General features: G+C 69.3%; 28 protein-coding genes, 1 tRNA gene and 1 pseudogene. 19 read left to right on the plus strand and 11 right to left on the minus strand.

Features of this window, described 5'->3' with window-relative positions:
* The first annotated feature begins 53 nt into the window (after positions 1-53).
* The 4 genes from HCR12_RS06060 to HCR12_RS06075 all read left to right on the plus strand — a co-directional run bounded on the left by HCR12_RS06060 (position 54) and on the right by HCR12_RS06075 (position 3,347).
* Positions 54-1,364 (plus strand): FAD-dependent oxidoreductase, encoded by a 1,311-nt coding sequence (locus HCR12_RS06060; RefSeq protein WP_166869690.1) that lies wholly within the window; start codon positions 54-56, stop codon positions 1,362-1,364.
* A gap of 127 nt (positions 1,365-1,491) precedes the next feature.
* Positions 1,492-1,845 carry an arsenate reductase ArsC gene (locus HCR12_RS06065; RefSeq protein WP_370589343.1) on the plus strand — a complete coding sequence of 118 codons (354 nt, stop codon included), beginning with the start codon at positions 1,492-1,494 and terminating at the stop codon, positions 1,843-1,845.
* Positions 1,845-2,954, plus strand: coding sequence for an ACR3 family arsenite efflux transporter (arsB, locus tag HCR12_RS06070; protein ID WP_166869688.1), 1,110 nt, complete (start codon positions 1,845-1,847; stop codon positions 2,952-2,954). The genes HCR12_RS06065 and arsB overlap by 1 nt, the downstream gene beginning before the upstream one ends.
* Before the next feature lie 180 nt (positions 2,955-3,134).
* Positions 3,135-3,347 carry a hypothetical protein gene (locus tag HCR12_RS06075; RefSeq protein ID WP_191412364.1) on the plus strand — a complete coding sequence of 71 codons (213 nt, stop codon included), beginning with the start codon at positions 3,135-3,137 and terminating at the stop codon, positions 3,345-3,347.
* 163 nt (positions 3,348-3,510) lie between these two features.
* Here the strand turns inward: HCR12_RS06075 and HCR12_RS06080 are convergent, their stop codons facing one another.
* Entirely contained in the window at positions 3,511-4,038 is a 528-nt protein-coding gene (locus HCR12_RS06080) for a GNAT family N-acetyltransferase (RefSeq protein WP_166869686.1), read from the minus strand.
* Positions 4,039-4,420: 382 nt separating this feature from the next.
* On the opposite strand from HCR12_RS06080, the pseudogene HCR12_RS13790 reads away from it, so the two are divergent.
* Positions 4,421-4,774, plus strand: a pseudogene (locus tag HCR12_RS13790) (ATP-binding cassette domain-containing protein); the annotation flags it as partial.
* Between the two features lie 435 nt (positions 4,775-5,209).
* Positions 5,210-5,926, plus strand: coding sequence for an ATP-binding cassette domain-containing protein (locus HCR12_RS13830; protein ID WP_473964515.1), 717 nt, complete (start codon positions 5,210-5,212; stop codon positions 5,924-5,926).
* A 52-nt stretch (positions 5,927-5,978) separates the two neighbouring features.
* On the opposite strand, the gene HCR12_RS06090 is transcribed toward HCR12_RS13830, so the two are convergent.
* Entirely contained in the window at positions 5,979-6,317 is a 339-nt protein-coding gene (locus HCR12_RS06090; RefSeq protein ID WP_166869684.1) for a YciI family protein, read from the minus strand.
* A gap of 245 nt (positions 6,318-6,562) precedes the next feature.
* On the opposite strand from HCR12_RS06090, the gene HCR12_RS06095 reads away from it, so the two are divergent.
* The gene (locus HCR12_RS06095; RefSeq protein WP_166869683.1) at positions 6,563-7,141 is read left to right on the plus strand and encodes a GNAT family N-acetyltransferase; all 579 of its coding nucleotides are present in this window, start codon (positions 6,563-6,565) and stop codon (positions 7,139-7,141) included.
* Between the two features lie 58 nt (positions 7,142-7,199).
* Here HCR12_RS06095 and HCR12_RS06100 read toward each other — a convergent pair whose 3' ends face one another.
* Complete coding sequence (locus HCR12_RS06100) at positions 7,200-8,162, minus strand: LLM class flavin-dependent oxidoreductase (protein ID WP_166869682.1); 963 nt, start codon at positions 8,160-8,162, stop codon at positions 7,200-7,202.
* Positions 8,163-8,456: 294 nt separating this feature from the next.
* Here HCR12_RS06100 and HCR12_RS06105 point away from each other — a divergent pair, with 294 nt between their 5' ends.
* Both HCR12_RS06105 and HCR12_RS06110 read left to right on the plus strand, forming a co-directional pair.
* Positions 8,457-10,226: a DEAD/DEAH box helicase gene (locus tag HCR12_RS06105; protein WP_166869681.1), complete on the plus strand. Its 1,770-nt coding sequence runs from the start codon at positions 8,457-8,459 to the stop codon at positions 10,224-10,226.
* A gap of 199 nt (positions 10,227-10,425) precedes the next feature.
* The gene (locus HCR12_RS06110) at positions 10,426-11,388 is read left to right on the plus strand and encodes an IS481 family transposase (RefSeq protein ID WP_191412384.1); all 963 of its coding nucleotides are present in this window, start codon (positions 10,426-10,428) and stop codon (positions 11,386-11,388) included.
* Positions 11,389-11,576: 188 nt separating this feature from the next.
* On the opposite strand, the gene HCR12_RS06115 is transcribed toward HCR12_RS06110, so the two are convergent.
* Positions 11,577-11,650: transfer RNA gene (locus HCR12_RS06115), tRNA-Pro, on the minus strand.
* Between the two features lie 154 nt (positions 11,651-11,804).
* On the opposite strand from HCR12_RS06115, the gene HCR12_RS06120 reads away from it, so the two are divergent.
* Together HCR12_RS06120 and HCR12_RS06125 are read left to right on the plus strand one after the other, a co-directional pair.
* Positions 11,805-12,245 (plus strand): VOC family protein, encoded by a 441-nt coding sequence (locus HCR12_RS06120; protein ID WP_166863943.1) that lies wholly within the window; start codon positions 11,805-11,807, stop codon positions 12,243-12,245.
* An 80-nt stretch (positions 12,246-12,325) separates the two neighbouring features.
* On the plus strand, positions 12,326-12,730 hold the full coding sequence (locus HCR12_RS06125) for a nitroreductase family deazaflavin-dependent oxidoreductase (RefSeq protein WP_166863946.1): 405 nt from the start codon (positions 12,326-12,328) through the stop codon (positions 12,728-12,730).
* A 17-nt stretch (positions 12,731-12,747) separates the two neighbouring features.
* On the opposite strand, the gene HCR12_RS06130 is transcribed toward HCR12_RS06125, so the two are convergent.
* Positions 12,748-13,029, minus strand: a complete 282-nt coding sequence (locus HCR12_RS06130; protein WP_166863953.1) for a GNAT family N-acetyltransferase — start codon at positions 13,027-13,029, stop codon at positions 12,748-12,750.
* Positions 13,030-13,070: 41 nt separating this feature from the next.
* Here HCR12_RS06130 and HCR12_RS06135 point away from each other — a divergent pair, with 41 nt between their 5' ends.
* Entirely contained in the window at positions 13,071-13,568 is a 498-nt protein-coding gene (locus HCR12_RS06135) for a glutathione peroxidase (RefSeq protein ID WP_166863956.1), read from the plus strand.
* Between the two features lie 19 nt (positions 13,569-13,587).
* Here HCR12_RS06135 and HCR12_RS06140 read toward each other — a convergent pair whose 3' ends face one another.
* Positions 13,588-15,027: a phytoene desaturase family protein gene (locus tag HCR12_RS06140; RefSeq protein WP_166863960.1), complete on the minus strand. Its 1,440-nt coding sequence runs from the start codon at positions 15,025-15,027 to the stop codon at positions 13,588-13,590.
* A 47-nt stretch (positions 15,028-15,074) separates the two neighbouring features.
* Between HCR12_RS06140 and HCR12_RS06145 the strand changes: the two genes are divergently transcribed.
* Positions 15,075-16,505, plus strand: coding sequence for a lipase maturation factor family protein (locus tag HCR12_RS06145; protein WP_166863963.1), 1,431 nt, complete (start codon positions 15,075-15,077; stop codon positions 16,503-16,505).
* An 18-nt stretch (positions 16,506-16,523) separates the two neighbouring features.
* On the opposite strand, the gene HCR12_RS06150 is transcribed toward HCR12_RS06145, so the two are convergent.
* Genes HCR12_RS06150 through HCR12_RS06160 form a run of 3 tightly spaced genes read right to left on the minus strand, consistent with a single transcriptional unit; the run spans position 16,524 to position 18,307 of the window.
* Positions 16,524-16,901, minus strand: a complete 378-nt coding sequence (locus HCR12_RS06150) for an RNA-binding S4 domain-containing protein (RefSeq protein ID WP_166863967.1) — start codon at positions 16,899-16,901, stop codon at positions 16,524-16,526.
* Positions 16,894-17,271, minus strand: a complete 378-nt coding sequence (locus HCR12_RS06155; protein WP_191412365.1) for a protealysin inhibitor emfourin — start codon at positions 17,269-17,271, stop codon at positions 16,894-16,896. Before HCR12_RS06155 ends, HCR12_RS06150 begins: the two co-directional genes overlap by 8 nt.
* The gene (locus HCR12_RS06160; RefSeq protein ID WP_166863972.1) at positions 17,255-18,307 is read right to left on the minus strand and encodes a M4 family metallopeptidase; all 1,053 of its coding nucleotides are present in this window, start codon (positions 18,305-18,307) and stop codon (positions 17,255-17,257) included. The genes HCR12_RS06155 and HCR12_RS06160 overlap by 17 nt, the downstream gene beginning before the upstream one ends.
* Positions 18,308-18,408: 101 nt before the next feature.
* Here HCR12_RS06160 and HCR12_RS06165 point away from each other — a divergent pair, with 101 nt between their 5' ends.
* Complete coding sequence (locus HCR12_RS06165) at positions 18,409-18,921, plus strand: NUDIX domain-containing protein (protein ID WP_166863974.1); 513 nt, start codon at positions 18,409-18,411, stop codon at positions 18,919-18,921.
* A 31-nt stretch (positions 18,922-18,952) separates the two neighbouring features.
* On the opposite strand, the gene HCR12_RS06170 is transcribed toward HCR12_RS06165, so the two are convergent.
* Positions 18,953-19,423, minus strand: a complete 471-nt coding sequence (locus HCR12_RS06170) for a hypothetical protein (protein ID WP_166863977.1) — start codon at positions 19,421-19,423, stop codon at positions 18,953-18,955.
* Positions 19,424-19,542: 119 nt separating this feature from the next.
* Here HCR12_RS06170 and HCR12_RS06175 point away from each other — a divergent pair, with 119 nt between their 5' ends.
* The 4 genes from HCR12_RS06175 (at position 19,543) to HCR12_RS06190 (ending at position 22,064) form a co-directional block, all read left to right on the plus strand.
* Positions 19,543-20,145 carry a CDP-alcohol phosphatidyltransferase family protein gene (locus HCR12_RS06175; RefSeq protein ID WP_166863980.1) on the plus strand — a complete coding sequence of 201 codons (603 nt, stop codon included), beginning with the start codon at positions 19,543-19,545 and terminating at the stop codon, positions 20,143-20,145.
* A gap of 11 nt (positions 20,146-20,156) precedes the next feature.
* Complete coding sequence (locus tag HCR12_RS06180; protein WP_166863983.1) at positions 20,157-20,642, plus strand: FHA domain-containing protein; 486 nt, start codon at positions 20,157-20,159, stop codon at positions 20,640-20,642.
* Entirely contained in the window at positions 20,642-21,334 is a 693-nt protein-coding gene (gene ftsR / locus HCR12_RS06185) for a transcriptional regulator FtsR (protein WP_166863987.1), read from the plus strand. Before HCR12_RS06180 ends, ftsR begins: the two co-directional genes overlap by 1 nt.
* A 169-nt stretch (positions 21,335-21,503) precedes the next feature.
* Positions 21,504-22,064 (plus strand): MerR family transcriptional regulator, encoded by a 561-nt coding sequence (locus HCR12_RS06190; RefSeq protein WP_166867169.1) that lies wholly within the window; start codon positions 21,504-21,506, stop codon positions 22,062-22,064.
* 363 nt (positions 22,065-22,427) lie between these two features.
* On the opposite strand, the gene HCR12_RS06195 is transcribed toward HCR12_RS06190, so the two are convergent.
* Positions 22,428-23,234: a ParA family protein gene (locus HCR12_RS06195; protein WP_166863990.1), complete on the minus strand. Its 807-nt coding sequence runs from the start codon at positions 23,232-23,234 to the stop codon at positions 22,428-22,430.
* Positions 23,235-23,316: 82 nt separating this feature from the next.
* Between HCR12_RS06195 and HCR12_RS06200 the strand changes: the two genes are divergently transcribed.
* Entirely contained in the window at positions 23,317-26,718 is a 3,402-nt protein-coding gene (locus HCR12_RS06200; RefSeq protein ID WP_166863993.1) for a pyruvate carboxylase, read from the plus strand.
* The last annotated feature ends 2 nt before the right edge of the window (positions 26,719-26,720 follow it).

Raw genomic sequence — 26,720 nt, forward strand, 5'->3', positions numbered from 1 at the left:
GATGTAGTGGCAGACTCACCTCATCGAAGAACGTCGATGAATGGAAGGCGACCATGACCCTCACTGCACCCCACACTCCGGATCTGGCATCCGCGCGACGTGAGGCGCTTCCCGTCGCGATCATCGGGGCCGGGCCGATCGGGCTCGCCGCGGCGGCACGCCTCGTCGAGCGCGGCATCGACTTCATGATCTTCGAGATGGGCGAGACGGCGGCATCGTCGATCGCGTCGTGGGGGCACACTCGACTGTTCTCGCCCTGGTCGCTCCTGGTCGACCCGGCCGCCGCGCGCCTGCTGACGCCCACAGGCTGGCAAGCTCCCGCCGTCGATACGTTGCCGACGGGCGCCGAGCTGGTCGAGTCGTACCTTGCGCCGCTCGCTGCCACGGATGCGATCGCACCCCGCATCCGGTATGGCGCCGAGGTCATCGCCGTGTCGCGCGAGGGCATGGATCGCACCCGCTCCGCGGGGCGAGGTGAGGTGCCCTTCGTGCTGCGCATCCGAACTTCCGGCGGCATCGAAGACGTGGCCGCACGCGCGGTGATCGACGCCTCCGGCACCTACTCGACACCGAATGCGCTCGCCTCCTCTGGCCTCGATCCGCTGGGGATCGACCTCGTGCGCGACCGCGTCACCCATGCGCTGCCCGACGTGCTCGGTCGCGACCGCGCCCGATTCGCGGGTCGGCACACCGTGGTCGTCGGCGCGGGCCACTCCGCGGCCAACACCCTCGTCGCCCTCGCAAGGCTTGGTGCGCTCGAGCCGGGCACCCGCATCACGTGGGCCATCCGCAACGCGAGCGCCGCGCGCGTGACCTCGTCTGCCGACGACCAGCTCCCCGCCCGTGCAACGCTCGGCGGCGCGGTGGATGCCCATGTCGCAAGCGGCGTCATCGCCAAGATCGACGGATTCGAGATGATGTCCCTGCACCCGGATGGCGGAGGGGTGCGTGTCGCCGGGCGCCGTGCTGGCGAGATCGTCGCCATCGATGCCGACGTCGTCGTCAACGCCACCGGATTCCGTCCCAACCTCGACATGCTGCGCGAGATTCGGATCGGCCTCGACGAGATCGTCGAGGCGCCGCGCAGACTCGCGCCCCTGATCGACCCCAATCTGCACTCGTGCGGCACGGTGTCGCCCCACGGCATCCGCGAGCTCCGGCATCCCGAACCGAACTTCTTCATCGCCGGCATGAAGAGCTACGGGCGCGCGCCCACCTTCCTGCTGGCGACCGGCTACGAGCAGGTGCGGTCGATCGTCGCGTGGCTTGCGGGCGATGTCGAAGCGGCCGAGCGCGTCGAACTCGTGCTGCCGTCGACGGGCGTCTGCAGCACCGACATCAGTCCGGCGAGCGCGTGCTGCTGAGGTCGGTGAACAGCCCGTGAACGACATCCGCAATCCATCGAAGTCTGTCTATGCTTTCGATGTGACCGAGACCCAGGCCAAGCCCACCGTCCTCTTCGTCTGCGTGCACAACGCAGGCCGCTCGCAGATGGCCGCGGGGTTCCTCAAGGAGCTCTCGGGCGGGCGCGTCGAGGTGCTCTCCGCCGGCTCCGAGCCCAAGGACCAGATCAACCCGATCGCCGTCGAGGCGATGGCCGAAGAGGGCATCGACATCACCGGCAACGTGCCCAAGGTGCTCACCGTCGAAGCCGTGAAGGAATCGGATGTCGTGATCACGATGGGATGCGGCGACACCTGCCCGATCTTCCCCGGCAAGCGCTACGAAGACTGGGAGCTCGACGACCCGGCCGGCCAGGGCATCGAATCGGTGCGTCCCATCCGCGACGACATCAAGCGCCGCATCGAAGCACTGCTCGCCGAGCTCCTGCCCGCGAGCGAGTGATGCCCGGCCCCGCATCCGCCGGGGGAGTCGCCACGAGCGCTGCAGGCGCTGCCCCGCGACTCGGCACCGTCGACCGCCTCCTGCCGGTGTGGATTCTCGCGGCGATGGGCCTCGGCCTCGCACTCTCTCTGCTCGCCCCCGAGTTCGCGGATGCGCTCCACTCGTTCTCGATCGGCTCGGTGAGCGTGCCGATCGCGATCGGACTGCTCGTGATGATGTATCCGGTGCTCGCCAAGGTGCGGTACTCGGATGCGCGCGCCGTCGCCGGCGACCGTCGTCTGCTCGTGTCGTCGCTCGTCATGAACTGGCTCGTCGGCCCGGCGCTCATGTTCGCCCTCGCGTGGCTTCTGCTGCCGGATCTGCCCGAGTACCGCACCGGCCTCATCATCGTGGGCCTCGCGCGGTGCATCGCCATGGTGCTCATCTGGAACGACCTCGCGTGCGGCGACCGCGAAGCCGCCGCGTTCCTGGTGGCCGTCAACTCCGTCTTCCAGGTGATCGCGTTCGGCGCGCTCGGCTGGTTCTACCTGCAGCTGCTGCCGAGTTGGCTGGGGTTGCCCACCACGAGCGCCGACTTCTCGTTCTGGGCGATCACCGCATCCGTTCTCGTCTTCCTCGGCATCCCGCTGCTCGCCGGCTACCTCTCGCGCCGCATCGGCGAACGCACCCGCGGGCGCGACTGGTACGAGAGCCGCTTCCTGCCGCGCATCGGCCCGTTCGCCCTCTACGGCCTGCTGTTCACGATCGTGCTGCTCTTCGCGCTGCAGGGGCGGCAGGTGATCGACCGCCCGTTCGACGTCGCTCGGATCGCGCTGCCGCTCTTGGTGTACTTCGCGCTCACGTTCGCGATCGGCTTCGTGCTGGGCAAGGCGGCGGGCCTCGGATACGAGCGCACGACGACGCTCGCCTTCACCGCAGCCGGCAACAACTTCGAGCTCGCGATCGCCGTCGCCATCGGCACTTTCGGCGCCACCTCCGGCCAGGCCCTCGCCGGAATCGTCGGCCCGCTCATCGAGGTGCCCGCGCTCGTGGGGCTCGTATATGTGGCGCTGTGGTTGCGACCGCGGATGTTCGGCGCGGTCGGTGGGTCGACGTCGTCTGCCTCGTGACTCAGCGTGTGGTCGATCAGGAGGCGATCGGGACTCTCGAGATCGGCAGCCCGTGGGCCGGTGCGTCCCTCACGACGCGTCACCAGCTGAGTCGACGAGAACCGCACCTGTGCCACCACCTCCCGCGTTGAGGGGAGGGGCGGTCTCCGGGCCGCCGCACGATAGCGTCGATCCGACAGCGTGGAAGGGGAGCGGATCGTGGTCGTGCTTCTCGTGCTGGCGCTCATCGCCGTCGTTGTCGTGATGATCGTCTCGAGCGCGATGCTGCGTCGCGATCAGACGCGTGCGCGATCCGGTCGGCAGCCGCGCCACCACCGCGGCGCGCTCATCGCTGTGATCGCGGGAAGTGAGCTCGCGCTGCTCGCGATCATCCTGGGTCTCGTTCTGGTGTGAGGACAGAATCCGTCCTCTACTGGGAGAAGTGCGGGCATCGCGGCATCCGCCTGCCGATCTCGACGAAAGGCTCACCATGACTCTCGCCACCACGACCCACCTCACCCTCCCCGGCAGGCGGACCGCGTCGTCTTCGGGCAGCTGGATTCCGACGGACTGCGCCTCATGGCGTATGGCGCGGGTCGCCCTCGGGGGCCAGCGGCATCCGCATGACGGTGCGCACGAGCGCGCTGGCGTGGTCGTCCGCGTCCTGCGTCATCCCGATCCGCTCGGCGACGCGGCGTGAGGCGATGTTCGCGGGATGGATGATCGCGACGAGCTCGTCGGAGCCGATCTCGTCGCGCGCGAGGTCGCGGCAGGCCGCCGCCGCCTCGGTCGCCAACCCGCGACCCTGCCAGCGCGGCAGCACGTGGTAGCCCACCTCGAGTCGCAGAACACCGTTCACCTTCTGCCAGGTGAGCCCGCAGTCGCCCACGAACTCGCCCTGCGGGGTCTCGATGATCCACAGCCCGTAGCCGTGCTCGGCATAGTTGCGCTGATTCCAGGCGATCCATGCCGCCGCCTCGTCGCGCGTCTTCGGAGCAGGGTAGAACGTCATCACCGCGGGGTCGCCCAGCAGCTCGGCCATGGCGTCGAGATCGTCGGCCGTCATCTCGCGGAAGGTGAGCCGGGCGGTGTCGCGGGGGAGCATGTCTCCACGTTATCCGCGCCCTCTGCCTGTGAGACGACCCGAGGATCCGTCGCGCCCGGGCGGAATCGTGCTAGCCTCGCCGCCGTGAAGCTGTGATCGCCCGCCGCGCATCGGTTCGAGTGTCTGCCCTCAGAGGGTGTCGACCCACCGTCGCGCCGGCCGCCGATCACCCCGTCTTCCTCGACGCGCTCTGACGTGCGGCCGCCCGCGATCCTTCGCGGGGATTCCCACGTACGCCTGCCGTCGTGTTCGCGACGGCTGAAGAGAGGGGGCTCTCATGCATGCTCTTCGTCCTGTCATCACCATCCGCGACCTCACCTTCGAGTGGCCCGACGGCTCGGTCGCGCTCTCCGAGGTCAGCGGCACCTTCCCCACCGCACGCACGGGGCTCGTCGGGCGCAACGGCGCCGGCAAGTCGACTCTGCTGCGCCTCATCGCGGGGGAGCTCACGCCCACCGAGGGCGCGATCGAGGTGGCGGGCGAGGTCGGCTACCTGCCGCAGAACCTGCCCATGTCGTCCGCGACGACGATCGCCCAACTGCTCGGCATCCGGGCGACCCTCGACGCGATTCGCGCGATCGAGTCGGGCGACGTCGACGAGCGGCACTTCGAGACGATCGGCGACGACTGGGATGTCGAGGCGCGCGCCGATGACGCTCTCGGTCGCATCGGATTCTCGGCGGCCGACCTCGACCGGCGGGTCACCGAGGTGTCGGGAGGCGAGAGCATGCTCATCGCCCTCACCGGTCTGATCCTGCGTCGCACGCCCATCACACTGCTCGACGAGCCCACGAACAATCTCGACCGGCCGACGCGCGCGCGGCTCGCGGAGCTCGTGGACGGATGGCCGGGGGCGCTCGTCGTGGTGAGCCACGACCTCGAACTGCTCGAGCACATGGAGCACACGGCCGAACTGTACGGTGGCGGGCTCTCGACGTTCGGCGGCCCCTACAGTGCATGGAAGGAGCATCAGAATGCCGAGCAGGCGGCCGCCGCGAACGCCGTTCGGGCGGCGCAGCAGCAGCTCCGAACTGAGAAGCGGCAGCGGATCGAGGCCGAGACGAAGCTCGCCAGGCGCGAGCGCACCGCCGCGAAGGCCGCGCGTGACGGGGGTGTGGCGCGGATCGTCGCGGGCAACCTCAAGAGCAACGCGCAGGTGACGGCTGCGGGCATGCGTGCGACTCTCGATGACCGCCTCGCCTCGGCGCAAGCCGCGCTGGACGACGCGGATGCGCGCGTGCGCGACGACCGGAGCATCCGGCTCGACCTGCCGGATCCGGGTGTGCCGCGCGGGCGCCGCATCGCCGAGCTGAGCGACGGGGTGCGCACGCACATCATCCAGGGGCCCGAGCGCGTGGCCCTCGTCGGGGCGAACGGCTCAGGCAAGTCGACGATGCTTGAGCAGCTGCTCGGGCTGCGGGATGCCGAGGAGGGCCGGCCGCGGGGCGTGCTCGCGACGGATCGCGTGGGGTACCTGCCGCAGAGACTCGATCACCTGAACGGTGTTTCCAGCGCCCTGAACGGCGTTCAGGAGGTCGCGCGCGGAGTCCCCACGGGCGAGGTTCGCAATCAGCTGGCACGTCTGCTGCTGCGGGGCGACAGCGTCGACCGGCCGGTCGATTCGCTCTCCGGTGGGGAGCGGTTTCGGGTGGCTCTCGCGCGGCTGCTGTTCGCTGATCCGCCGGCGCAGGTGCTCATCCTCGACGAGCCGACCAACAACCTCGACATCGAGAGCGTCGAGCAGTTCGCGGAGGCCCTCGACGCCTACCGGGGGGCGCTCGTCGTCGTGAGCCACGATGTGCCGTTCCTGCGCCGCATCGGCATCACGACGGTGCTCGAGCTGACCTCAGATGGGCGTCTCGATGAGCGGCGCGATCTCGACGGATGAGCGGGCGGGGCGCGGGGTCGAGGCCCGCGTCCCGTTGTCGCTGTGCGCCGCGTCAGCTCGCGGGGTCGTAGCCGAACACGCGCAGCTCCTGGTCGCAGCGACATGCAGCTGCGACCTTCGCCGCCCACTCGATCGCCGCATCGCGATCCGGAACCTCGATCACGAGGAATCCACCGGTGAGGTGCGACCCCGGATAGGTGCCCTCGGAGGCTGCGCCGTCCGCGGCGACGCGCACGGGGGCGACCGAGTCGTCGATGCCGCCGCCGAACACGTAGGCGCCTGCCGCTTTCAGCTCCTCGATCACGGCGTGCGAATCGACGCTCGACTGCTCGAACTCATCCGGCGTCAGCTGCATCGCCTCGGCGGGGAAGGAGATCAGGTACGTGGCCATCCTCGATCGTCGCACCGGCGACGGGCAGGCGAAAGGGGGCAACGGCGGAAGCTGTATGTCTCTGCTCCGCAGGCGCACGGCGACGCGATCGCCGATGTCCTTGCCCAGCTTCTTCCGCGCCTGCGCGGTGAGCGACAGCATGAGCTCGCCCGCGCCCGTGGGCAGCAGCCCCACATTCGGCAGTGAGGCCGCCGGCGTCTGGCAAGGGTCGTGACGCCACCGGGGCGCATTGGTAGCGTGTGCGGATGCCGGGGACCGTCGCCGATCTGCTCCCGCTCACCACGGAGCGCCTCATCCTGCGCCTGCATCGCCCCGATGACGCCGGGTGGCTGCGACGCGTGTTCATGCGACCGGATGTCGACCGCTACCTGCTGCGCACCTGGACCGAGGAGGATGCCGCCGCGCGGGCTGCCGAGAGGCTGGCACGCACCGATCTGGATGGCGAGACCGGCGCCCTCTCGCTCGTCGTCGAGCATGACGGCGCCCCGGTCGGCGATCTCGTGCTGTGGCTCACGGATGCCGAGCACCGCGTCGCCGAGATCGGCTGGGTCATCGATCCGGAGCACAGCGGACGGGGGTTCGCGCGCGAATCGGTTGCGGCGCTGCTCGACCTCGCGTTCGAGCACTGCCGGCTGCACCGCGTCGCCGCGCAGATGGACGCGCGCAACACTCGCTCTGCTCGACTCGCGGAGTCGGTGGGCATGCGGCAGGAGGCGTTCCTGCGTCAGGACTGCTGGAACAAAGGCGAGTGGACCGACACCCTCATCTTCGGGATGCTCGAGAGCGATCGCGCGTCGGTCAGCGGGGCGTCACGTCGAGAGTGATCTGCCCGATCGGGAACACCGAGTAGATGATGGGGCGAGTGCGACCTCGTATGTGCCGTCAGTGCGCCTCAAGGACGCGCGCGAGCGATTCGAGCGCATCCATCGGGTCCCCGACGGGGATGAACACGGATGAGGTCACGCCCGCCTCCCCGAGTTCGCGGATGCGCGCCCGCACCGTCTCCGGGGTGCCGGCGAGCGACAGCCGCGCGACCCACTCCTCGGGCATCCGCGCCGTGAACTCCTGGCGGCTCGCGCAGCTCGCGCGGAACGCGGCGAACTCGCCCGCGATGTCGAGCGGCGCGAGGTGCGGAGCCCAGTCGGGTTCGCCGATCCACTGCAGGCCAGGGCGCACGGCGTCGAAGGCAGTGGCATCGTCATCGGCAATCGCGCCGACGTTGTAGGCGACGAGGCGGTGCGGGCGCGTCGCGCCGATCTGCGCGAGCGAGGCGCGCGCGTACTCGGGGGTGGTGGGCTCCGCGAGGATGCTGCCGTCGGCGATCCGGCCGGATGCTGCGAGCGACCGCGGCCCGCGGGCGCCGACCAGCAGGTCGGGAATGACAGAGGGTCGGGCGCTCGGGTCGAGTGCGAACGCGTCCAACGTCACCGCGAGGTTCTGCGCGGTGACCGTCTCGCCCCGCAGCAAGGCGCGAAGAGCTTCGACGTGAGCCTCCAGGAACGACAGCGGCCGATCGGGCCACGCACCCACCTGGCGCATCCAGTCCGGCATCCCATGCCCGATTCCGAGATCGAGCCGGCCGGGGAACATGCTTGCGAGCGTCGCCGCCTCCATCGCCGCAAACGCGACGTTGCGCACTGCCGCGGGGAGGATGCCGATGCCCACCCGGATGCGCTCGGTCGCCGCGAGCACCGTCGCCGCCTGCGCGATCCCGCCCCGGAACCCGAGGTCTTCGACCACCCACAGCTCATCGAATCCGAGCCGCTCTGCACGCCGAGCGAACTCGAGCACGAGCGCGGCATCCAGGCCACGGGGAAGCATCACACCGATCGCGGGCATGGTCATCATCGACTCCTTCGAGGTGGTGGCACGCAGGCGCGTGTGCCGCTCAGGCTAGCGACCGCTCGGCTCTGGAGCGCGATGTGGTGCCAGAGATCAGTGGGCGCAGACCGTCGGCATGGGTGCTGTGCCGTGCTCGAGATGGCTTTCGGCGGTACTGCCACGAGTTGTCATGCGACCGCGTCACAGCAGGGTCCCTGGCGTCGGACTGACCGTTTCTCCATCTCCGGGCCGCCCGGTGAAACCGCCTGTCGCTGTGTGTCAGCGGGGATGCGGGATGGAGCGACTACCGTGGAACCTATGCCTGACACTGCCGGCGAGCGCCCCGACAAGACCGAAACCCAATCTGATGCCTCCGTGGACGCGGTGACCTTCGCCGACCTCGGACTCAGCGATGCCGTACTCAAGGCGGTCAAAGACATCGGCTACGAGACGCCTTCCGCCATCCAAGCGGCCACCATCCCGCCGCTCCTTGCTGGCCGCGACGTCGTCGGCCTCGCTCAGACGGGCACCGGCAAGACAGCCGCCTTCGCGTTGCCCATCCTGTCGCGCCTCGACGTGACACAGAAGACGCCGCAGGCTCTCGTGCTCTCGCCCACCCGCGAGCTTGCGCTGCAGGTGAGCGAAGCCTTCGAGGTGTATGCCGCACACATGCGCGGAGTCAACCTGCTTCCCATCTACGGCGGCCAGGCGTACGGCGTGCAGCTGTCCGCGCTGCGCCGCGGCGTGCATGTCGTCGTCGGCACGCCCGGTCGCATCATGGATCACCTCGCGAAGGGCACCCTCGACCTCTCCGAGCTGAAGTATCTCGTGCTCGATGAGGCCGACGAGATGCTGAAGATGGGCTTCGCTGAGGATGTCGAAACCATCCTCGCCGACACCCCCGCCGACAAGCAGGTCGCCCTGTTCTCTGCGACCATGCCGCCCCAGATCCGACGCATCGCCAAGAAGTACCTCAACGACGCTGAGGAGGTCACGGTTGCGAGCAAGACCACCACCTCGGCTAACACCACCCAGCGCTACCTGATGGTGTCGTACGCGCAGAAGGTCGACGCGCTCACCCGAATCCTCGAGGTGGAGAACTTCGAGGGCATGATCATCTTCGTTCGCACCAAGAACGAGACAGAAGCACTTGCCGAGAAGCTGCGCGCGCGCGGCTACTCCGCGGCAGCCATCAGCGGCGATGTCGCCCAGGCGCAGCGTGAGCGCACCGTCAACCAGCTGAAGTCGGGCAAGCTCGACATCCTGGTGGCAACGGACGTCGCCGCCCGCGGACTCGACGTCGACCGCATCAGCCACGTCGTCAACTTCGACATTCCGATCGACACCGAGTCGTATGTGCACCGCATCGGGCGCACCGGTCGTGCCGGCCGCAGCGGTGCCGCGATCAGCTTCGTCACACCACGCGAACGCCGCCTGCTCGATGCCATCGAGCGCGCCACCCGCCAGCCGCTCACCCAGATGCAGCTGCCGTCGGTCGATGACGTCAACGTGACGCGCCTCGCCCGTTTCGACGACGCGATCACTGCGGCACTCGGCCAGCAGGAGCGCATCGCCGAGTTCCGCGACATCATCGGCCACTACGTCGAGCATCACGATGTTCCCGAGGCGGATGTCGCTGCTGCACTGGCCATCGTCGCCCAGGGCGAAACGCCTCTGCTGCTGTCCGCCGATGATCTGCGTTTCCAGCGACACGAACGCGAGGAGCGCGGCGAGCGTGGCTCGCGCGGCGCGACGGGGGAGCGCACAGAGCGGCGCGCCCGTTCCACGAAGCCGATGGCGCCCTACCGCATCGAGGTCGGCAAGCGGCATCGCGTCGAGCCCCGCCAGATCGTGGGCGCGCTTGCCAACGAGGGGGGCCTCAGCCGCGACGACTTCGGGCACATTCAGATCCGGCCGGACTTCTCGATCGTCGAACTGCCGGCCGATCTTCCCGGCAACGTGCTCGCCAAGCTCCAGGACACCCGGATCAGCGGCAAGCTCATCGAGATCAAGCCCGACCGCCGCGGCGGCGCCGGCCGTGCCGATCGTGAGGGCCGTGGCGAGGGGCGCGAGCGCGCGCCGCGGTAAGGCTTCGACGCTCCGCTGATCCCAACGGCTCAAGACGCAAGGAACGGCCCTCCCGCTGTAAGCAGGAGGGCCGTTCCTTGTCTCGGGTTCTGGATCCGTCTAGCTGTAGTTCCCCGGGACGTTGTGATCGTTTGAGGTAGCGAAGACCTCCGTGGACGATGTGGGTTACCACACTCAAATCGTCAACACGGAGGTCTTCGTGACTCACGCTAATGCGCCTTTGGCGCCGGAGGGCAGGCTTCGGCTGGCCCGGCTGATCATCGAGCAGGGTTGGTCGGTTCGTCGGGCGGCGGAACGGTTCCAGTGTTCGCCTGCGACGGCTGCGAAGTGGGCGGCCCGGTATCGGGCGGGGATTCCGATGACAGATCGTAGCTCGCGCCCGCACCGGTCGCCGTCTCGTTGCCCGAAGCGGTTGGAGCGGCGGATCATCGCGCTGCGGTTCAGTCGACGTTGGGGGCCGCACCGCATCAGCTATCACCTCGGTGTTCCCCGTTCGACGGTCGGACGCGTTCTCGAGCGCTATCGGATGCCGTTGCTGCAGCATCTGGATCAGAGCACCGGCCTCCCGGTCCGCAAACCGCGATCCATCCGCTATGAGAAGGCCCGGCCCGGTGAGCTGGTGCATGTCGATATCAAGAAACTGGGCCGCATCCCCAACGGCGGCGGGCATCGCATGCTCGGCCGCACCGCCGGGAACCGCAACAACAAGAAACAGGGACGCGGCTACTCGTTCCTGCACCACGCGGTCGATGACTACTCCCGGCTGGCCTACTCAGAGATCCACACCGACGAACGCCGCGAGACCGCGGCCGGATTCTGGATCCGCGCCAGAGCGTTCTTCCAACAGGCAGGCTTCGAGGTCGAGGCGGTGATGACCGACAACGGGCCCTGCTACCGATCCCACCTCTTCGCCACCGCACTCGGCCAGGCCCGGCACATCTTCACCCGCCCCTACCGACCCCAGACCAACGGCAAAGTCGAACGCTTCAACCGCACCCTCGCCACCGAATGGGCCTACGCCCGCACCTACACATCCGACGAAGCCCGAGCAGCCGACTACCCCGCCTGGCTACATCACTACAATCACCACCGACCCCACACCGGCATCGGAGGCCTCACACCCTCAACCCGCGTTCACAACCTCACGGGGAACTACATCTAGCTCCTGGACGGGTGTCTGGAGACCCCATCTGTCGGGCTGACAGGATTTGTCCCCACCGCCTACCCCAACCGCCGCTGCGCGGCGCTCGGGGCCCCTCGGCGGCGTGGGCCCACCTGCTCGCAGGTGCAGATCTACCCGGCTCGACCCAACGAAAAAGGGCCACCCGAAGGTGACCCTTTTTCGTTCTGTCGGGCTGACAGGATTTGAACCTGCGACCCCTTGACCCCCAGTCAAGTGCGCTACCAAGCTGCGCCACAGCCCGTGGCTTGTGCCGTTCCCGGCACGAACATCTACATTACCGTGTCTTTCGACCTCCGGATGACGCGAGGGGAATCCCGCGCGTGTCTGGCGTTTCGGAAGGCTCGGGAGGAGAATCGCAGGGGCGGCGCCGAGGGCGGCGTCCGAGGAGGTTGACGATGACTCTGACGCTCAATCCGTACATCAATCTGGTCGCCCAGGCGCGGGAAGCACTGGCCCACTACCGGGGGATCTTCGGGGGAGAGGTGAACATGTCGACGTTCGCCGAAGGCGGCGCCCCCGTGGACCCATCAGAGGCGGAGCTGATCATGCACGGGCAGCTCGACACCCCCGACGGCTTCACGCTCATGGTCTCCGACGTGCCGACCGGCATGCCGCACACCACCGGAACGAGCATCTCGGTGTCGCTCTCGGGTGACGACGGCGAGAAGCTCCGCCGCTTCTGGGACGGCCTCCTCGAGGGGGGAACGGTCACCGTGCCGCTCGAGACAGCACCCTGGGGCGACGCGTTCGGGATGCTGACGGACCGCTTCGGCGTCGACTGGCTCGTGAACATCTCCGACCCCGTCGGGGCGCCCGAGCTCGGCGGTCACGACTGAGCGGCCACCAGCCGGGCCCGTTCCGCCGAACGATCGCGTGGCTGTCGCGCACGCGCCTGTTCCGCAGCCTCGGCCCGACGATGATGCCTGCCATCGAGCGGGTGGGGCGGCTGTTCACCGGCACCCGCGGCACGCCCATCAGCGGTGTCATCGTGCCGTCGCTCACCCTGCACACGGTTGGCGCACGCAGCGGTGAACCGCGCACCACGCCCCTCATGTGCCTGCCCGAGCCCGACGGCACGATCGTCGTCGTCGGCTCCAACTTCGCCCGCCCCACACACCCCGCGTGGACCTTCAACCTGCTCGCGCATCCGGATGCCGAGATCGACTTCCGCGGTGAGCGTCGCGCCGTGCGGGCGCAGGTGATCGACGGCTCCGAGCGGGAGGAGGTATGGCAGAGGCTCGAGCAGCAGTGGCCCGGCTATCGCGACTACGAGCGCTCGTCGGGGCGCGAGCTGCGGATGTTCCGGCTCACGCCGCGCTGAACCGCGGCGACCAGCGGTCAGCCGGCGCGCATCGCGGCGCGCTCCGGGTGGCGATCGAACCACTCCGCCACGTACCAGCAGGTGGGGGTGATCGTGCGTCCGGAACGTTCGACGTCGTCGACCGCGAACTGCACGAGCTCCGCCGCATATCCGTGCCCGCGGTGCTGCGGAACGGTCACCGTGTGGTGGAACACGACGCTCGGGCCCTGGTCGCGGTACTCGAGCACGCTCACGATCGCGCCGTCCTTGCGCATCGTGTAGCGGTGCGCATCCGGTTCGTGAGTCATCTCGATGGCCATGCGCCCAGCGTACGCATGGGTCGCCTCGATAGCCTGGGGCGGTGGGTATTCGAGACATTCCTCTGACGACGATCGACGGCCAGGCGACCACCCTCGCCGAGTATGCGGACAAGGCTGTGCTGGTGGTCAACGTCGCCTCGCGCTGCGGCCTCACCCCGCAGTACGAGAAGCTCGAGCAGCTGCAGCGCGAGTACGGCGACCGCGGTCTCACGGTGCTCGGATTCCCGTGCAACCAGTTCCTCGGCCAGGAGCCGGGCTCCGCTGAGGAGATCAAGGAGTTCTGCTCCACCACCTACGGCGTCAGCTTCCCGCTCATGGAGAAGGTGCGGGTGAACGGCATCCACAAGCACCCGCTGTACGCCCAGCTCACGCAGGTTCCGGACGAGGACGGCAAGGCCGGACGCGTGAAGTGGAACTTCGAGAAGTTCGTCATCGCACCCGATGACACGGTGCACCGCTTCCGTCCGCAGACGCAGCCGGACGACCCGGCCGTGATCGCCGCGATCGAGTCGGCGTTGCCGGAGGCCGAGTCGGCTTAGCCAGCCACGGCCCCCGTCGTCAGACGGGGGAGATGTCGGGTGCCGGCATGCCCAGCTCGCGCAGCGCCGCCCGCGCAGCGAGCCAGCCCGACTGCCCGTGCACGCCCGGCCCGGGCGCTGTGGAGGCGGAGCACAGCCACACACCGGGAAGCGGCGTGCGCCACGGTGTCGCCGAGAGTCGCGGGCGCGCCACGAGCTGACGGAACGACGCCGCGCCTGCCGCGATATCGCCGCCGACGTCGTTGACGTCGTGCCGTTCCACGTCCTGGGCGCTGCGCGACGACACCGCGAGGATGCGGTCGCGCACCCCCGGAGCGAAGCGCTCGAGCTCGGAGATGATCGCCTCGCTCCGGTCGACGGGCGAGCCGTGCGGCACGTGCGTGTACGTCCACAGCACGTGGTGGCCGCCGGGGGCCCGTGTCGAGTCGACGACGCTCGGCTGGGAGACGAGCACGTACGGGCGCACCGGATGCCGGCCCGCCGCGACCTCCGCCTCGGCACGCGCGATGTCCGCCCGCGTACCCCCGAGATGCAGCGTCACCACATCGTTGAGGGCCGGGTCTGCCCACGGCACCGGCCCGTCGAGTGCGAGGTCGACCTTCGCGGCGCCGTCGCCGTAGCGGAAGCGCCGCAGCATCCGCGCGTAGCCTCCCGGCAGCCGGCCCTCGGCCATCCGCGCGAACGCCCGCGGCGTCACATCGAGCATCACCACGTCGGCGTCGAGCTCGTCGAGCGAACGCACCTCGGCACCCGTCTCGATCACCCCGCCGTGGGCGCGCAGGTCGTCGGCGAGCACCTCGGCGATGCGGCCGCTGCCGCCGCGCACCACAGGCCAGCCGACCGTGTGGGCGAGCGTACCGAGCACGAGTCCCGGCGCCGCGGCCCCGAGGTCCGGCAGGCGGCGGATGGCGTGCGCGATCACTCCGGTGAGCAGGGCGGGCGCTTCCTCGCCCCGGAACCCCAGGTTCCACGCGGGGCCTCCCTGGTGCAGGATCCGCAGGCCGAGCGTCGTGAGCGTCGCGAGGTGGCGCGGGGGAAGCACCGATGAGCCGGCGATCGCCGTGAGCTCACGCGCCCGATCCACAAGCGGTGCGAAGATCCGCCGCCACGCCGCGCCATCCGCGCCGAGCGCATCCGCGGTGCGATCGAGGGAGCGGTACGCGAGCGCCGAACGGCCCGGTTCGATCGGCTGCGCGTACGACACCTCGGGCGTCAGCAGCTCGAGTCGCGAGGCGAGGCCGAAGCGCACGAAGAAGTCGCTCGCCGCCGCCATCGGGTGCACAGCCGAGCACACATCGTGCCGGTAGCCGGGCAGCGTCAGCTCGCGCGTGGCCGTTCCGCCTCCGATGTCCGACAGCCGTTCGCGCACGGTCACCTCGAGGCCCGCGCGGGCGAGGGCGACTGCTGCGGCGAGACCGTTCGGCCCGGAGCCGACGATGATCGCGCGTCTCGTGGCCATACGCAACCGTATCGCCGACCACAGCGGATCGGACTACTCTCCGTCGCATGGAGTGGTTCGGCACCACCGACTACGATTTCGCGCGCGAAGTGCTCCAGCGGGGCGTCGCGGCGATCTTCGTCGTGGCGTTCCTCTCGACGCTCTTCCAGTTCCCCGCGCTCCTCGGTGAGCGCGGGCTGCTTCCTGTCGACCGCTATCTCACGCGCTCGATCGCCCGCGGCCAGCCCACGATCTTCCGCTGGCGCTACTCGGATCGGATGCTGCGCGCCCTGTGCATCGTGGGGATCGTGTTCGGTCTCGCACTCGTCGCGGGCCTGCCGCAGCTGGGGCCTGCGTGGGTTCCGCTCGTGTGTTTCCTCGTGATGTGGGCGCTCTATCTGTCGATCGTGTGCGTCGGGCAGACGTTCTACGCGTTCGGATGGGAGTCGCTGCTGCTCGAGGCGGGCTTCATCGTCGCGTGGCTCGGGTCGAATGAGACCGCCACCCCCATCGCCGTCATCTTCTTCGTGCGGTGGCTCGTGTTCCGGATGGAGTTCGGCGCGGGCATGATCAAGATGCGCGGCGACCGCTCCTGGCGCGACCTCACGGCCCTCATGTACCACCACGAGACCCAGCCGATGCCCGGTCCGCTGAGCCGCTACGCGCACCTCCTGCCGGGCTGGGTGCATCGCCTCGAGGTGCTCGGCAATCATTTCGCGCAGCTCGTCGTTCCGTGGTTCCTGTTCGCGCCGCAGCCGATCGCCTCGTTCGCCGCCGCGTTCATCATCGCCACACAGCTGTGGCTCGTGGTGACGGGCAACTTCGCATGGCTCAACTGGCTCACGATCGTGCTCGCCTTCGCCGCGATCGACGACGCCGTCGTGCACGCGCTCATCCCCGCGTGGCCGACCGAGGCCGGGCCGGATGCGATGCCGCTGTGGTGGGGGATCCCCGTGCTGCTCGTGGTGATTCTGCTCGTGGTGCTCAGCTGGCATCCAGCCCGCAACCTCGTGGCCCGGCGTCAGCTCATGAACGCGAGCTTCAACCGCTTCCACCTCGTGAACGCGTACGGCGCCTTCGGCTCCGTATCGCAGGTGCGCTACGAGGTGATCGTCGAGGGCACCCAGGCCGAGTACCCCGACGAGGCATCCGAGTGGCGCGCCTACGAGTTCCACGGCAAACCGGGTGACCCCGCCCGCGTCCCGCGTCAGTTCGCGCCGTACCATCTGCGGCTCGACTGGCTCATGTGGTTCCTCGCACTCGGGTCACCCGACGACGCCTGGTTCGACGTGCTGCTGCGCCGGCTGCTGGAAGCCGACCGACCCACTCTGCGACTGCTGCGCATCGACCCGTTCCGCGGGGAGAGGCCGCGCTGGGTGCGCGCGACGGTGTACGTGTACCGATTCTCGACGCACGAGGAGCACCGACGCACGAGACTCATCTGGATCCGGGACCCGGTCGCTGTGAGCCACCCACCGCGGCGCCTCGCCGCACGCTGAACTCGCGGGAACGGGCGGCTACACCTCGTCGCGCCCGCGCAGTCGCTCGATCTCGCGCCGATCACGCTTCGTGGGGCGCCCTGCGCCGCGGTCGCGCACCGCGAACACCGTGCGCTCCTCCTTCGGCGGGGGAGCGGGAGTCAGATCCTCGAACGCGGGGGCCGCGAGTGCCGCGCTCACGCGTTTGGTGAGCAGCTGGCGCACCACGAGGATGCGCGTGCCGTGGCCCGTCACCACGCGCACCTCCATGCCCGGCCGCACTACCTGCGACGGCTTCGCCGTCTCGCCGCCGACCTTCACATGCCCCGCCTTGCAGAGCGCCGTCGCCGCCGAGCGCGACTTCGTCACGCGCACTGCCCACAGCCAGGCGTCGACGCGCGCCCCCGCGTCAGCCATGCTGGTCCGTCCGATCAGTCCGGCCCGGCCGCGGCGCGCGCAGGGGCTCGCCCTCACTGCGCACGCGGTCCACGAGCTCCCGCCACGGGCCGTACACCTCGCGCTCGGGAAGCACCGCCCTACGCGAGGGCTCCGGTGCACGCACCTCGATGAGCCACACGAAGCGGTCAGGCTCCGCTGCGGCGTCCTCGACGCGGTCCCACGGACAGGCGCTCACGATCGGCTCCCACGCCTCGACGTCGCGGGTCTCCACACGCCAGCCGCGTCGCACCCCGGCGATGCCGCCCGTGCGGATCACGCGGATGACGACGGCGGGCGCGGTGGAATCGGGCGCGCCGGAGTCGGGTGCGCGGTCAGCTGCCTCCGCCATCCGTCGTCACTCCCACACCGTCCCAGGCCGCTCGCACGGCGTCGACCTCCGTCGACACCTCACCGTAACGCGCGGATGCGGCGCGCACCGTCGCAGCGGCGAACGTCGCGAAGTCGGCCGTCGCGGAGAGCGGCGCCGTGATCGTGTCGTACCAGATGCGCCCCGCGCGCTCCCAGGCGCCACCGCCGAGAGCATCCGCCACGAGGAAGAACGCGTGATTCGGGATGCCGGAGTTGATGTGCACGCCGCCGTTGTCCTCGGATGTCACGACGAAGTCGCGCATGTGCGCTGGCTGCGGATCGCGTCCGAGCACGTCGTCGTCATACGCGGTTCCGGGTGCCCGCAGCGAGCGGAGGGCGCTGCCTTCGACTTCGTCGGTGAAGAGGCCCTCGCCGATGAGCCAGCTCGCCTCGGCCGCGCTCTCGCCGCGCGCACGCTGCTCCACGAGGGCGCCGAACACATCGGCGATCGACTCGTTGAGCGCGCCGGACTGCCCCAGATACTCGAGCCCAGCCGTGTGCTGGATCACCCCGTGTGCGAGCTCATGGCCGATGATGCTCAGCGAGCCAGCGAATCCCGCGAACACCTCGCCGTCGCCGTCGCCGAAGACCATCCGCTCGCCGTCCCAGAACGCGTTGTCGTACAGCTCGCCATAATGCACGGTCGCACGCAGGCGCATGCCGAGACCGTCGGCCGAGTTGCGTTCGAACTGCTCGGAGAACAGGTCGAACGTCGCCCCGAGGCCGTCGTAGGCCTCATCAGCCGCATGGTCGCCCGTCGAGTCGTCGCCCTCGGTGCGCACCACGCGACCCGGCAGCTCCTCCCGGTTCTCGGCATCCGAGATCTCGCGATCCGGTGCGTCGGTCAGCTCGACGATGAGCGAATCACCGTCGACGCTCAGCTCGAGGCGTGCCGAGCGGCGCGGGGCGTCCATTCGCAGAGTGCGCCGAGCGGCGCGCGACGCGGTCGGAAAGCGATCCGCGCCGGATGAGGCCAGTCGCGCGAGCAGATACGGGGGGACGATGCTGCGAGCCATGCGGGGAGACTATGCGCCGCCCATGACAGCGCGGCACCCCCTTGTGTCATATGCCGTCGCACACGCGGCGCGCATGAAGCTGCGCTCGTTAGGCTGACGCCATGACCCGCGCCCCTCACGATCCGCGCGCCCGCCGACCGCACGGTCCGGGCGACGCATGGGTCGACGGACCCCGCGGTCGCTACTGGGGCAAGTTCGGCGCGGCAGGGCTGCTGCTTGCGCACCCCGACGCGGGCGTGCTGCTGCAGCTCCGGGCCGAATGGAGCCACCTGGGCGGCACGTGGGGGATTCCCGGGGGTGCCGTGCACGATGAGCACGAGACGCCCGAGCAGGCGGCGCTGCGCGAGGCGAACGAGGAAGCGGGCGTTCCCGTCGATCAGGTGCGTGTTCTCGCCACAAGCGTCTTCGACGTCGGCTACTGGTCGTACACGACGGTGCTCGCGCGCGCCGAGAGCGTCATCGAGCCCGTCATCGGCGATGCCGAATCGATCGCTCTGCGCTGGGTGCCGTTCGACGAGGTCGAAGGGCTTCCCCTGCACCCGGGCGTCGCGGCGTCCTGGCCCGACCTGCGGGCGCAGCTCGCGGCGAGCGACCCCGCCTTCGCCGACGCCTGACGGCGGCTCGCGAGCCGCGTGACAGCGCGACTCAGGCGCTGACGAGCGCGTCCTGCTCGGCTTCGCGCGCGAGCGCGGCCTTCCACGCGACGAGGCCGCGCACCGTCGCGTCCTCATCCTCGGCGAGGTCGTCCATGACATCAGCGGGAACGAAGAAGTTCACCGCAACCCAGCCGCGCACCGTCGGCGACTCGTCGCGCGCGAGCTCCCGCAGCACATCGCACGGCGCCGCGTTGTTGCGAGCAACGCACGCGCGCACGCCTTCGTCCTCGTCGCGTGCGAGCGCCTCGAACACATCCACGGGAGTGTTGTACGAGCTCGCGACCGACTCGCGGATGCGGGGCTTCGGGTCTGCCGCAAGCAGACGCAGGCGGCGGATCTTGGACTCGGTCACCGGGGGAGCCGGGTGCAGCGCCGCGACCTCCTCGGGCGTCAGCATGCTCGGGGCCATGGCGCGCATCTGCGCGCGCTGGGCAGGGGTGTTGAACCGGATGCACGACATGCATCCACGGTAGTCCTGGCGCCTGAGGTGCGCAGGCGTGCCCCCGGCGTGCCCTGTGGAGATCCGAGTCCCTCTCGAACGCTGGGGCGCGAGACTAGAGTGATCACGAGGGAGGACGCATGACTGCTGTGAGCTCGCGGATCGTCACGGTTCCCAACGCGCTCAGCGTCCTGCGGCTCGTCCTCATCCCCGTCTTCCTGGGGCTCCTCGGGGCGTCGCAGTTCGGCTGGGCGCTGCTGGTGATCGTCGTGTCGAGCCTCACCGACTTCGTCGACGGGTGGATCGCGCGCCGCTTCGACCAGATCAGCCGGCTCGGTCAGCTGCTCGACCCGGCCGTCGATCGGCTCTTCATCTTCTCGACCCTCATGGGGCTCGCCTGGATCGGGCTGCTGCCGTGGTGGCTGGTCATCATCATCGTGTCGCGCGATGTCGTGCTGCTGGTGCTCGGCATCGTGCTCGCCAACATCGGGTACGGGCCCCTGCCAGTGCACCACCTCGGCAAAGCGGCCACCTTCGCGCTGCTGTTCGCACTTCCGACGATCGTGCTCGGAGCGGCAGCGCCCGCGATCGCGCCGTTCAGCGATCCGCTCGGCTGGGCGCTCGCGCTGTGGGGTGCATTCCTGTATTGGTGGGCCGGCGCGGTGTACATACGCGAGACGGCACGATTGGTGAGAATCGCACGGGTGTCGGACGCGGCCTCATCCGATAGCCTGGACACGTGAAGGAGGGCGCCATGAGTGACGACGCCACAAACGGCCCGGATGCGGTGAAGGCTGCCGCCACCTCGGGTGCGGTGTCCAACGACACCACCGCGCATTTCACCGACGAGTTCCGCATGCAGCTCGCTGCCCTCGAGGCGGGTGTCACCCGCGACGAGCAAGAGGCCATCGCGGCACTGCCCGCGGGCTCGGCGCTGCTCGTCGTCCGCCGTGGACCCAATGTGGGTGCGCGCTTCCTCCTCGACGCGGACGTGACGGTCGCCGGCCGCCACCCCGACGCCGACATCTTCCTCGACGACGTCACGGTGTCGCGCCGTCACGCTGAGTTCGTCCGCACCGGCAGCGCATTCCAGGTGCGCGATCTCGATTCGCTCAACGGCACGTACTTCGATGGCGTGCGCATCGACTCGGCTCTGCTGAGCGACGGCGCCGAGGTGCAGGTGGGCAAGTTCCGTCTCACGTTCTACGCATCCCGCGCCGATCGCGGTGCTGCGCACTGATGCCAGCGACCTCCGCTGCCCGCGCGACGGGTGCCCCGCAGCTCTTGAGCATCGGGCAGGTGCTGGCACGACTCAACCCTGAGTTCCCCGACCTCAGCCCGTCGAAGCTGCGCTTCCTCGAGGAGCGCCAGCTCATCACGCCGAGCCGCACCGAGTCGGGCTACCGCAAGTTCTCGCCCGCTGATGTCGAGCGCCTGCGGCTCGTGCTCTCGATGCAGCGCGACTACTACCTGCCGCTCAAGGTGATCCGCACCTACCTCGACGAGCTCGACGCCGGTCGCGAGCCGGTTCTGCCCGGCGGCATCACGGTCACCGCGCCGTCGATGCTCCCCGCCGAGCGGCGGATGTCGCGCGACGAACTCATCCGCGAGGCGGGCGCGAACGCGATGCTCCTGCAGGATGCCGTCTCGTCGTCGCTCATCGTGCCGGCGGAGTACTACGGCGAGGACGCCCTCGCCGTGCTCAAGTCGCTCGTGGAGCTGCAGCGCAGTGGCATCGAGCCGCGTCACCTGCGCGGTTTCCGTGCCGCAGCGGAGCGCGAGCTCGGTCTCATCGAGTCCGCACTCATCCCGATTTCGCGTCGCAAAGACGCCTCCAGCCGCGCCAAGGCGCAGGAGCTCGCGCGCGAGATCGCGGGCCAGCTCGAGGTCGTCCGATCGAGTCTCATCCGCTCGGCACTCGGCCGCCTGTAGATCTTCCGACTATTTCACCGCGACACGCCGCGCACTCGAGCGGATGTGATTGATGGTGCCCCTCCGGGTGAGTACGGTGGAGAACGACAGCAAGTCTGAACTTCAACTTCAACCTGAAGGTCAGCTTCGCGAGAAGTTCAGACGAAGGAGGACGGTCGGGATGAGCGACATGAACGAACACGGCAGCGCGGCGAACGCGCTGGGTTCAGGACCGCGCTACGACCTCGGCCTGCTCTTCACCGACGGGCTCCCCGACCTCGACGCCGACGCGGGCTACCGCGGCACCGTCGCGGCCCGCGCCGCCGGCATCAGCTACCGCCAGCTCGACTACTGGGCCCGCACCGGACTCGTCGAGCCCACCGTCCGCGGTGCGGCTGGCTCCGGTTCGCAGCGCCTCTACGGCTTCCGCGACATTCTCGTGCTCAAGCTCGTCAAGCGCCTCCTCGACACCGGCATCTCGCTGCAGCAGATCCGCACCGCCATCAACCAGCTGCGCGAGGCGGGCGTCAGAGACCTCGCCCAGACGACGCTCATGTCCGACGGCGCGAGCGTCTACCTGTGCACCTCGGACGACGAGGTCATCGACCTCGTGAGCCGCGGTCAGGGCGTCTTCGGCATCGCCGTCGGCAAGGTGCTGCGCGAGGTCGAGACGAGCCTCGTCGAGCTCGAGACCGCGACGGTCGACCCGTCCGACGAACTGGCGGCTCGCCGCGCCAAGCGCGCGAGCTGACGAACTCCGCGCGCGGCCCGTCTCAGGACGGGCCATTCGCATATCCGGGCGCCTGCTCGGCAACCGGCCGCCCGACCCCGTTGTGCAGGAACCCCGATCGGTTGTGCAGGAACCCCGACCCCGTTGCGCAGGAACCCCGATCGGTTGTGCAGGAACCCCGATCGGTTATGCAGGAACATCCGGATGCGGTCAAGTCGGCAGGGTTGATTCGCGTAGGCGAACCCCGGATGAACAGCGCGTCTCCTGCATAACCGCAAACCGTTCCTGCATAACCGCAAACCGTTCCTGCATAACCGCAAGCCGGTCCTGCGTAACGGGGACGGGCCGGGGGAGACGGGAACCGCCGGGAGCGGGGCGCGGGCCTCAGTTGGAGGGCTGGATCTCGCTGATGCGCGACGTGCGCAGCACGCGCTCAAGCAGCAGATCGAAGTTGTGCGCCATCTCCTGCGCGCCCTCGCCGGGCCAGACATGCAGGGGCTTCGCAGCACCCTGCGCCTGCTGCAGCGAGGTGCGCTCCGGCAGCTGAGGGGCCAGGACGAGCGGCCCGAACATGTCGCGCAGCTCCTTGATGCGGAACTGGTGCTCGAGCGACTGCACGCGGGCGCGGTTCACCACGATGCCGAGCGGCTGCAGACGCGGCGAGATGCCGCGGCGGATCTCCTCGATGGCACGCAGCGCGCGGTCGGCGGCAGCCACCGAGAACAGGCCGGGCTCCGTCACGACGGCGACACGATCAGATGCAGCCCACGCGGTGCGGGTGAGGGCGTTGAGACTCGGCGCGCAGTCGATGAGCACGAGCTCGTACTCGTTCTCGAGGTGGGCGAGCGCCTCCTCGAGCTTCCAGATGTCGCGGATCGACGGGTGCGGTCCGTCGAAGTTGATCGCCGACGGCGACCCGATGAGAACGTCGATCTTGCCGGCGCGGCCGCGCGTCCAACCCGACGGGGCGATCGCCGAGCGCACGATCTTCTCCTTCGGAGACGCGAGCACATCGGCGATGTTGAGGTGTCCGGCGACGTCGATATCCATGCCGGTCGACACATCGGACTGCGGATCGAGGTCGACCACGAGTGTCGAGACACCTCGAGCGAACGCCGCGGACGCCAATCCGAGCGTCACGGTGGTCTTTCCCACGCCCCCCTTGAGGGAGCTGACGCTGAGCACATGCACGAGAGAGGAGCCTACCTTTACTAGTCTGGGAGAAGCCAAACCCCCTTTTCTCACGCTGGTGATCCCGGCGGGAAGGACACCTATGTTCTCGAAGATCCTGGTCGCCAACCGTGGAGAGATCGCAATTCGTGCCTTCCGAGCGGCCTATGAGCTGGGCGCGAAGACGGTCGCTGTGTACCCCTGGGAGGACCGCAACTCGCTCCACCGCCAGAAGGCGGACGAGGCGTACCTCATCGGCGAGAAGGGTCACCCGGTGCGGGCGTACCTCGACGTCTCGGAGATCATCCGCGTCGCCAAGGAAGCTGGCGCAGACGCGATCTACCCCGGCTACGGATTCCTGTCCGAGAACCCCGAACTCGCCCAGGCTGCCGCTGAGAACGGCATCACGTTCATCGGCCCCGGCAGCGATGTGCTCGAGATGGCGGGCAACAAGGTCACGGCGAAGGAGCGCGCGATCGCCGCGGGCGTCCCCGTGCTCAAGTCCACCCCGGCGACGACCGACATCGACGAGCTGGTCCGCGGTGCGGATGAGATCGGCTTCCCGGTCTTCGCGAAGGCCGTCGCCGGCGGCGGCGGCCGCGGCATGCGCCGCGTCGACACGCGCGAGGAGCTGCGTCCCGCACTCGAGGCGGCGATGCGCGAAGCCGACAGCGCCTTCGGCGACCCGACGATGTTCGTCGAGCAGGCGGTCGTGCGTCCGCGTCACATCGAGGTGCAGATCCTCGCCGACGGCACGGGCGAGACGGTGCACCTGTTCGAGCGCGACTGCTCGGTGCAGCGCCGCCACCAGAAGGTCATCGAGATCGCCCCCGCGCCGAACCTCGACGAGGCGACCCGCCAGGCCCTCTACCGCGATGCCATCGCGTTCGCGAAGTCGATCGGCTACGTCAACGCCGGCACGGTCGAGTTCCTCCTCGACACGGCGGGTGAGCGCGCTGGCCAGCACGTGTTCATCGAGATGAACCCGCGCATCCAGGTCGAGCACACGGTGACCGAGGAGGTCACGGATGTCGACCTGGTGCAGTCGCAGATGCTCATCGCGTCGGGCTCGACGCTCGCCGAACTGGGGCTCGCGCAGGAGCAGATCCACCTGCGCGGTGCCGCTCTGCAGTGCCGCATCACCACGGAGGACCCGTCGCAGGGCTTCCGCCCCGACACCGGCAAGATCACGACCTACCGCTCGCCGGGTGGAGGCGGCGTGCGACTGGACGGCGGAACGATCGCCGCGGGTGCGCAGATCAGCCCTCACTTCGACTCGATGCTCGCCAAGATGACGTGCCGTGGCCGCGACTTCCCGGCCGCCGTCGCGCGCGCCCGTCGCGGACTCGCCGAGTTCCGCATCCGCGGCGTCGCCACGAACATCCCGTTCCTGCAGGCCGTTCTCGATGACCCCGCGTTCGTCGCGGGAGACGTGGCCACCTCGTTCATCGAGGAGCGCCCCGAGCTGCTCACCGGCCGCGTGTCCCGCGACCGTGGCACGAAGATCCTCAACTGGCTCGCGGATGTCACCGTCAACCAGCCGAACGGCGACGGGGGAGCGGCGATCGATCCCGCGACCAAGCTGCCCGTGGTCGACCTCACCCTGCCTGCCCCGAACGGCTCGCGTCAGCGTCTGCTCGAGCTCGGCCCCGTCGGCTTCGCGGCCGCCCTGCGCGAGCAGAAGGCCCTCGCCGTCACCGACACGACCTTCCGTGACGCCCACCAGTCGCTTCTGGCGACGCGTGTGCGCACCAAGGACCTCGTGGCCGTCATGCCGCACGTCGCGCGTCTCACGCCCGAGCTGCTCTCTGTCGAGGCCTGGGGCGGCGCGACGTACGACGTCGCACTGCGGTTCCTCGGCGAAGACCCGTGGGAGCGTCTCGCGAAGATGCGCGAGGCTCTGCCGAACGTGGCCATCCAGATGCTCCTGCGCGGGCGCAACACGGTCGGCTACACGCCGTACCCGACCGAGGTGACCGAGGCCTTCGTGCGGGAGGCCGCGGCGACCGGCGTCGACATCTTCCGCATCTTCGACGCGCTCAACGATGTCGACCAGATGCGTCCCGCGATCGACGCCGTGCTCGCCACCGGGTCGACCGTCGCCGAGGTGGCGCTCTGCTACACGGGCGACCTGCTCGACCCCGCCGAGGACCTCTACACGCTCGACTACTACCTCCGCCTCGCGGAGCAGATCGTCGACGCGGGTGCGCACATCCTCGCGATCAAGGACATGGCGGGCCTGCTGCGCGCAGGCGCGGCTGAGAAGCTCGTCGCGGCCCTCCGTGAGCGCTTCGACCTCCCCGTCCACGTGCACACGCACGACACCGCGGGCGGCCAGCTCGCGACCCTCCTCGCGGCGGCCCGTGCGGGCGCCGACGCGGTCGATGCCGCCAGCGCCCCGATGGCCGGAACCACGAGCCAGCCGTCGCTCTCGGCGCTCATCGCCGCCACCGCGCACACCGATCTCGACACCGGCATCTCGCTCGACGCAGCGAGCGACCTCGAGCCGTACTGGGAGGCTGTGCGCCGCGCCTACAAGCCGTTCGAGTCGGGCCTGCCCGGCCCCACCGGTCGCGTGTACCGCCACGAGATTCCGGGCGGTCAGCTGTCGAATCTGCGTCAGCAGGCGATCGCGCTCGGGCTCGGCGACCAGTTCGAGAAGGTGGAGGACTGGTACGCCGCGGCGAACCGCATCCTCGGCCGCCCCACGAAGGTCACGCCCTCGTCGAAGGTCGTCGGCGACCTCGCTCTGCAGCTCGCGGCGACGAACGCTGACCCGCTCGACTTCGAGCAGAACCCTGACAAGTACGACATCCCGGACTCGGTGATCGGCTTCATGGCGGGCGAGCTCGGCGACCTGCCGGGTGGCTGGCCGGAGCCTTTCCGCACGAAGGTGCTCGCGGGACGCACGGTGAAGATCGGTGTGGAGGACATCTCCGCCGAAGATCGTGCCGCGCTCGAAGGCGACGACTCCGATGCCCGTCGCGCCACGCTCAACCGCCTCCTGTTCGCGGCGCCGACGCGTCAGTACCTCGAGGTGCGCGAGCAGTACGGCGACCTGTCCAACCTCGACACCATCGACTACCTGTACGGCCTGAAGCAGGGCATCGAGCACACCGTTCACATCGGCCCCGGTGTCAGCCTCTTCGTGGGTCTCGAGGCGATCGGCGAGGCCGACGACAAGGGCATGCGCACTGTCATGGCGACCCTCAACGGCCAGCTTCGCCCCGTGTTCGTGCGCGACCGCAGCATCTCGGTGCAGGTGGCAGCCGCCGAGAAGGCGGACACCTCCAAGCCCGGCCATGTCGCGGCGCCGTTCTCGGGTGTCGTGACGCTCAAGGTCGGCGAAGGCGACGCCATCGAGGTCGGCCAGCCGGTCGCGACGATCGAGGCGATGAAGATGGAGGCAGCGATCACGTCGCCTGTCGCCGGTCGCATCGTGCGCCTCGCAATCCCTTCCACGCAGCAGGTGGACGCCGGGGATCTGCTCGTCGTCGTCGAGTAGGG

The organism is Salinibacterium sp. ZJ70 (assembly GCF_011751865.2).
In the GTDB taxonomy this organism is placed as follows: Bacteria; Actinomycetota; Actinomycetes; order Actinomycetales; family Microbacteriaceae; genus Homoserinibacter.

Bases quoted from the DNA above. Each gene is read 5' to 3' on its own strand.
- HCR12_RS06060 (WP_166869690.1), top strand. From the start codon at position 54: ATGACCCTCACTGCACCCCACACTCCGGATCTGGCATCCGCGCGACGT.
- HCR12_RS06065 (WP_370589343.1), top strand. From the start codon at position 1,492: ATGGCCGCGGGGTTCCTCAAGGAGCTCTCGGGCGGGCGCGTCGAGGTG.
- arsB (WP_166869688.1), top strand. From the start codon at position 1,845: ATGCCCGGCCCCGCATCCGCCGGGGGAGTCGCCACGAGCGCTGCAGGC.
- HCR12_RS06080 (WP_166869686.1), bottom strand. From the start codon at position 4,038: ATGCTCCCCCGCGACACCGCCCGGCTCACCTTCCGCGAGATGACGGCC.
- HCR12_RS13830 (WP_473964515.1), top strand. From the start codon at position 5,210: ATGCGTGCGACTCTCGATGACCGCCTCGCCTCGGCGCAAGCCGCGCTG.
- HCR12_RS06090 (WP_166869684.1), bottom strand. From the start codon at position 6,317: ATGGCCACGTACCTGATCTCCTTCCCCGCCGAGGCGATGCAGCTGACG.
- HCR12_RS06095 (WP_166869683.1), top strand. From the start codon at position 6,563: ATGCCGGGGACCGTCGCCGATCTGCTCCCGCTCACCACGGAGCGCCTC.
- HCR12_RS06100 (WP_166869682.1), bottom strand. From the start codon at position 8,162: ATGACCATGCCCGCGATCGGTGTGATGCTTCCCCGTGGCCTGGATGCC.
- HCR12_RS06105 (WP_166869681.1), top strand. From the start codon at position 8,457: ATGCCTGACACTGCCGGCGAGCGCCCCGACAAGACCGAAACCCAATCT.
- HCR12_RS06120 (WP_166863943.1), top strand. From the start codon at position 11,805: ATGACTCTGACGCTCAATCCGTACATCAATCTGGTCGCCCAGGCGCGG.
- HCR12_RS06125 (WP_166863946.1), top strand. From the start codon at position 12,326: ATGATGCCTGCCATCGAGCGGGTGGGGCGGCTGTTCACCGGCACCCGC.
- HCR12_RS06130 (WP_166863953.1), bottom strand. From the start codon at position 13,029: ATGGCCATCGAGATGACTCACGAACCGGATGCGCACCGCTACACGATG.
- HCR12_RS06140 (WP_166863960.1), bottom strand. From the start codon at position 15,027: ATGGCCACGAGACGCGCGATCATCGTCGGCTCCGGGCCGAACGGTCTC.
- HCR12_RS06145 (WP_166863963.1), top strand. From the start codon at position 15,075: ATGGAGTGGTTCGGCACCACCGACTACGATTTCGCGCGCGAAGTGCTC.
- HCR12_RS06150 (WP_166863967.1), bottom strand. From the start codon at position 16,901: ATGGCTGACGCGGGGGCGCGCGTCGACGCCTGGCTGTGGGCAGTGCGC.
- HCR12_RS06155 (WP_191412365.1), bottom strand. From the start codon at position 17,271: ATGGCGGAGGCAGCTGACCGCGCACCCGACTCCGGCGCGCCCGATTCC.
- HCR12_RS06160 (WP_166863972.1), bottom strand. From the start codon at position 18,307: ATGGCTCGCAGCATCGTCCCCCCGTATCTGCTCGCGCGACTGGCCTCA.
- HCR12_RS06165 (WP_166863974.1), top strand. From the start codon at position 18,409: ATGACCCGCGCCCCTCACGATCCGCGCGCCCGCCGACCGCACGGTCCG.
- HCR12_RS06170 (WP_166863977.1), bottom strand. From the start codon at position 19,423: ATGTCGTGCATCCGGTTCAACACCCCTGCCCAGCGCGCGCAGATGCGC.
- HCR12_RS06175 (WP_166863980.1), top strand. From the start codon at position 19,543: ATGACTGCTGTGAGCTCGCGGATCGTCACGGTTCCCAACGCGCTCAGC.
- HCR12_RS06180 (WP_166863983.1), top strand. From the start codon at position 20,157: ATGAGTGACGACGCCACAAACGGCCCGGATGCGGTGAAGGCTGCCGCC.
- ftsR (WP_166863987.1), top strand. From the start codon at position 20,642: ATGCCAGCGACCTCCGCTGCCCGCGCGACGGGTGCCCCGCAGCTCTTG.
- HCR12_RS06190 (WP_166867169.1), top strand. From the start codon at position 21,504: ATGAACGAACACGGCAGCGCGGCGAACGCGCTGGGTTCAGGACCGCGC.
- HCR12_RS06200 (WP_166863993.1), top strand. From the start codon at position 23,317: ATGTTCTCGAAGATCCTGGTCGCCAACCGTGGAGAGATCGCAATTCGT.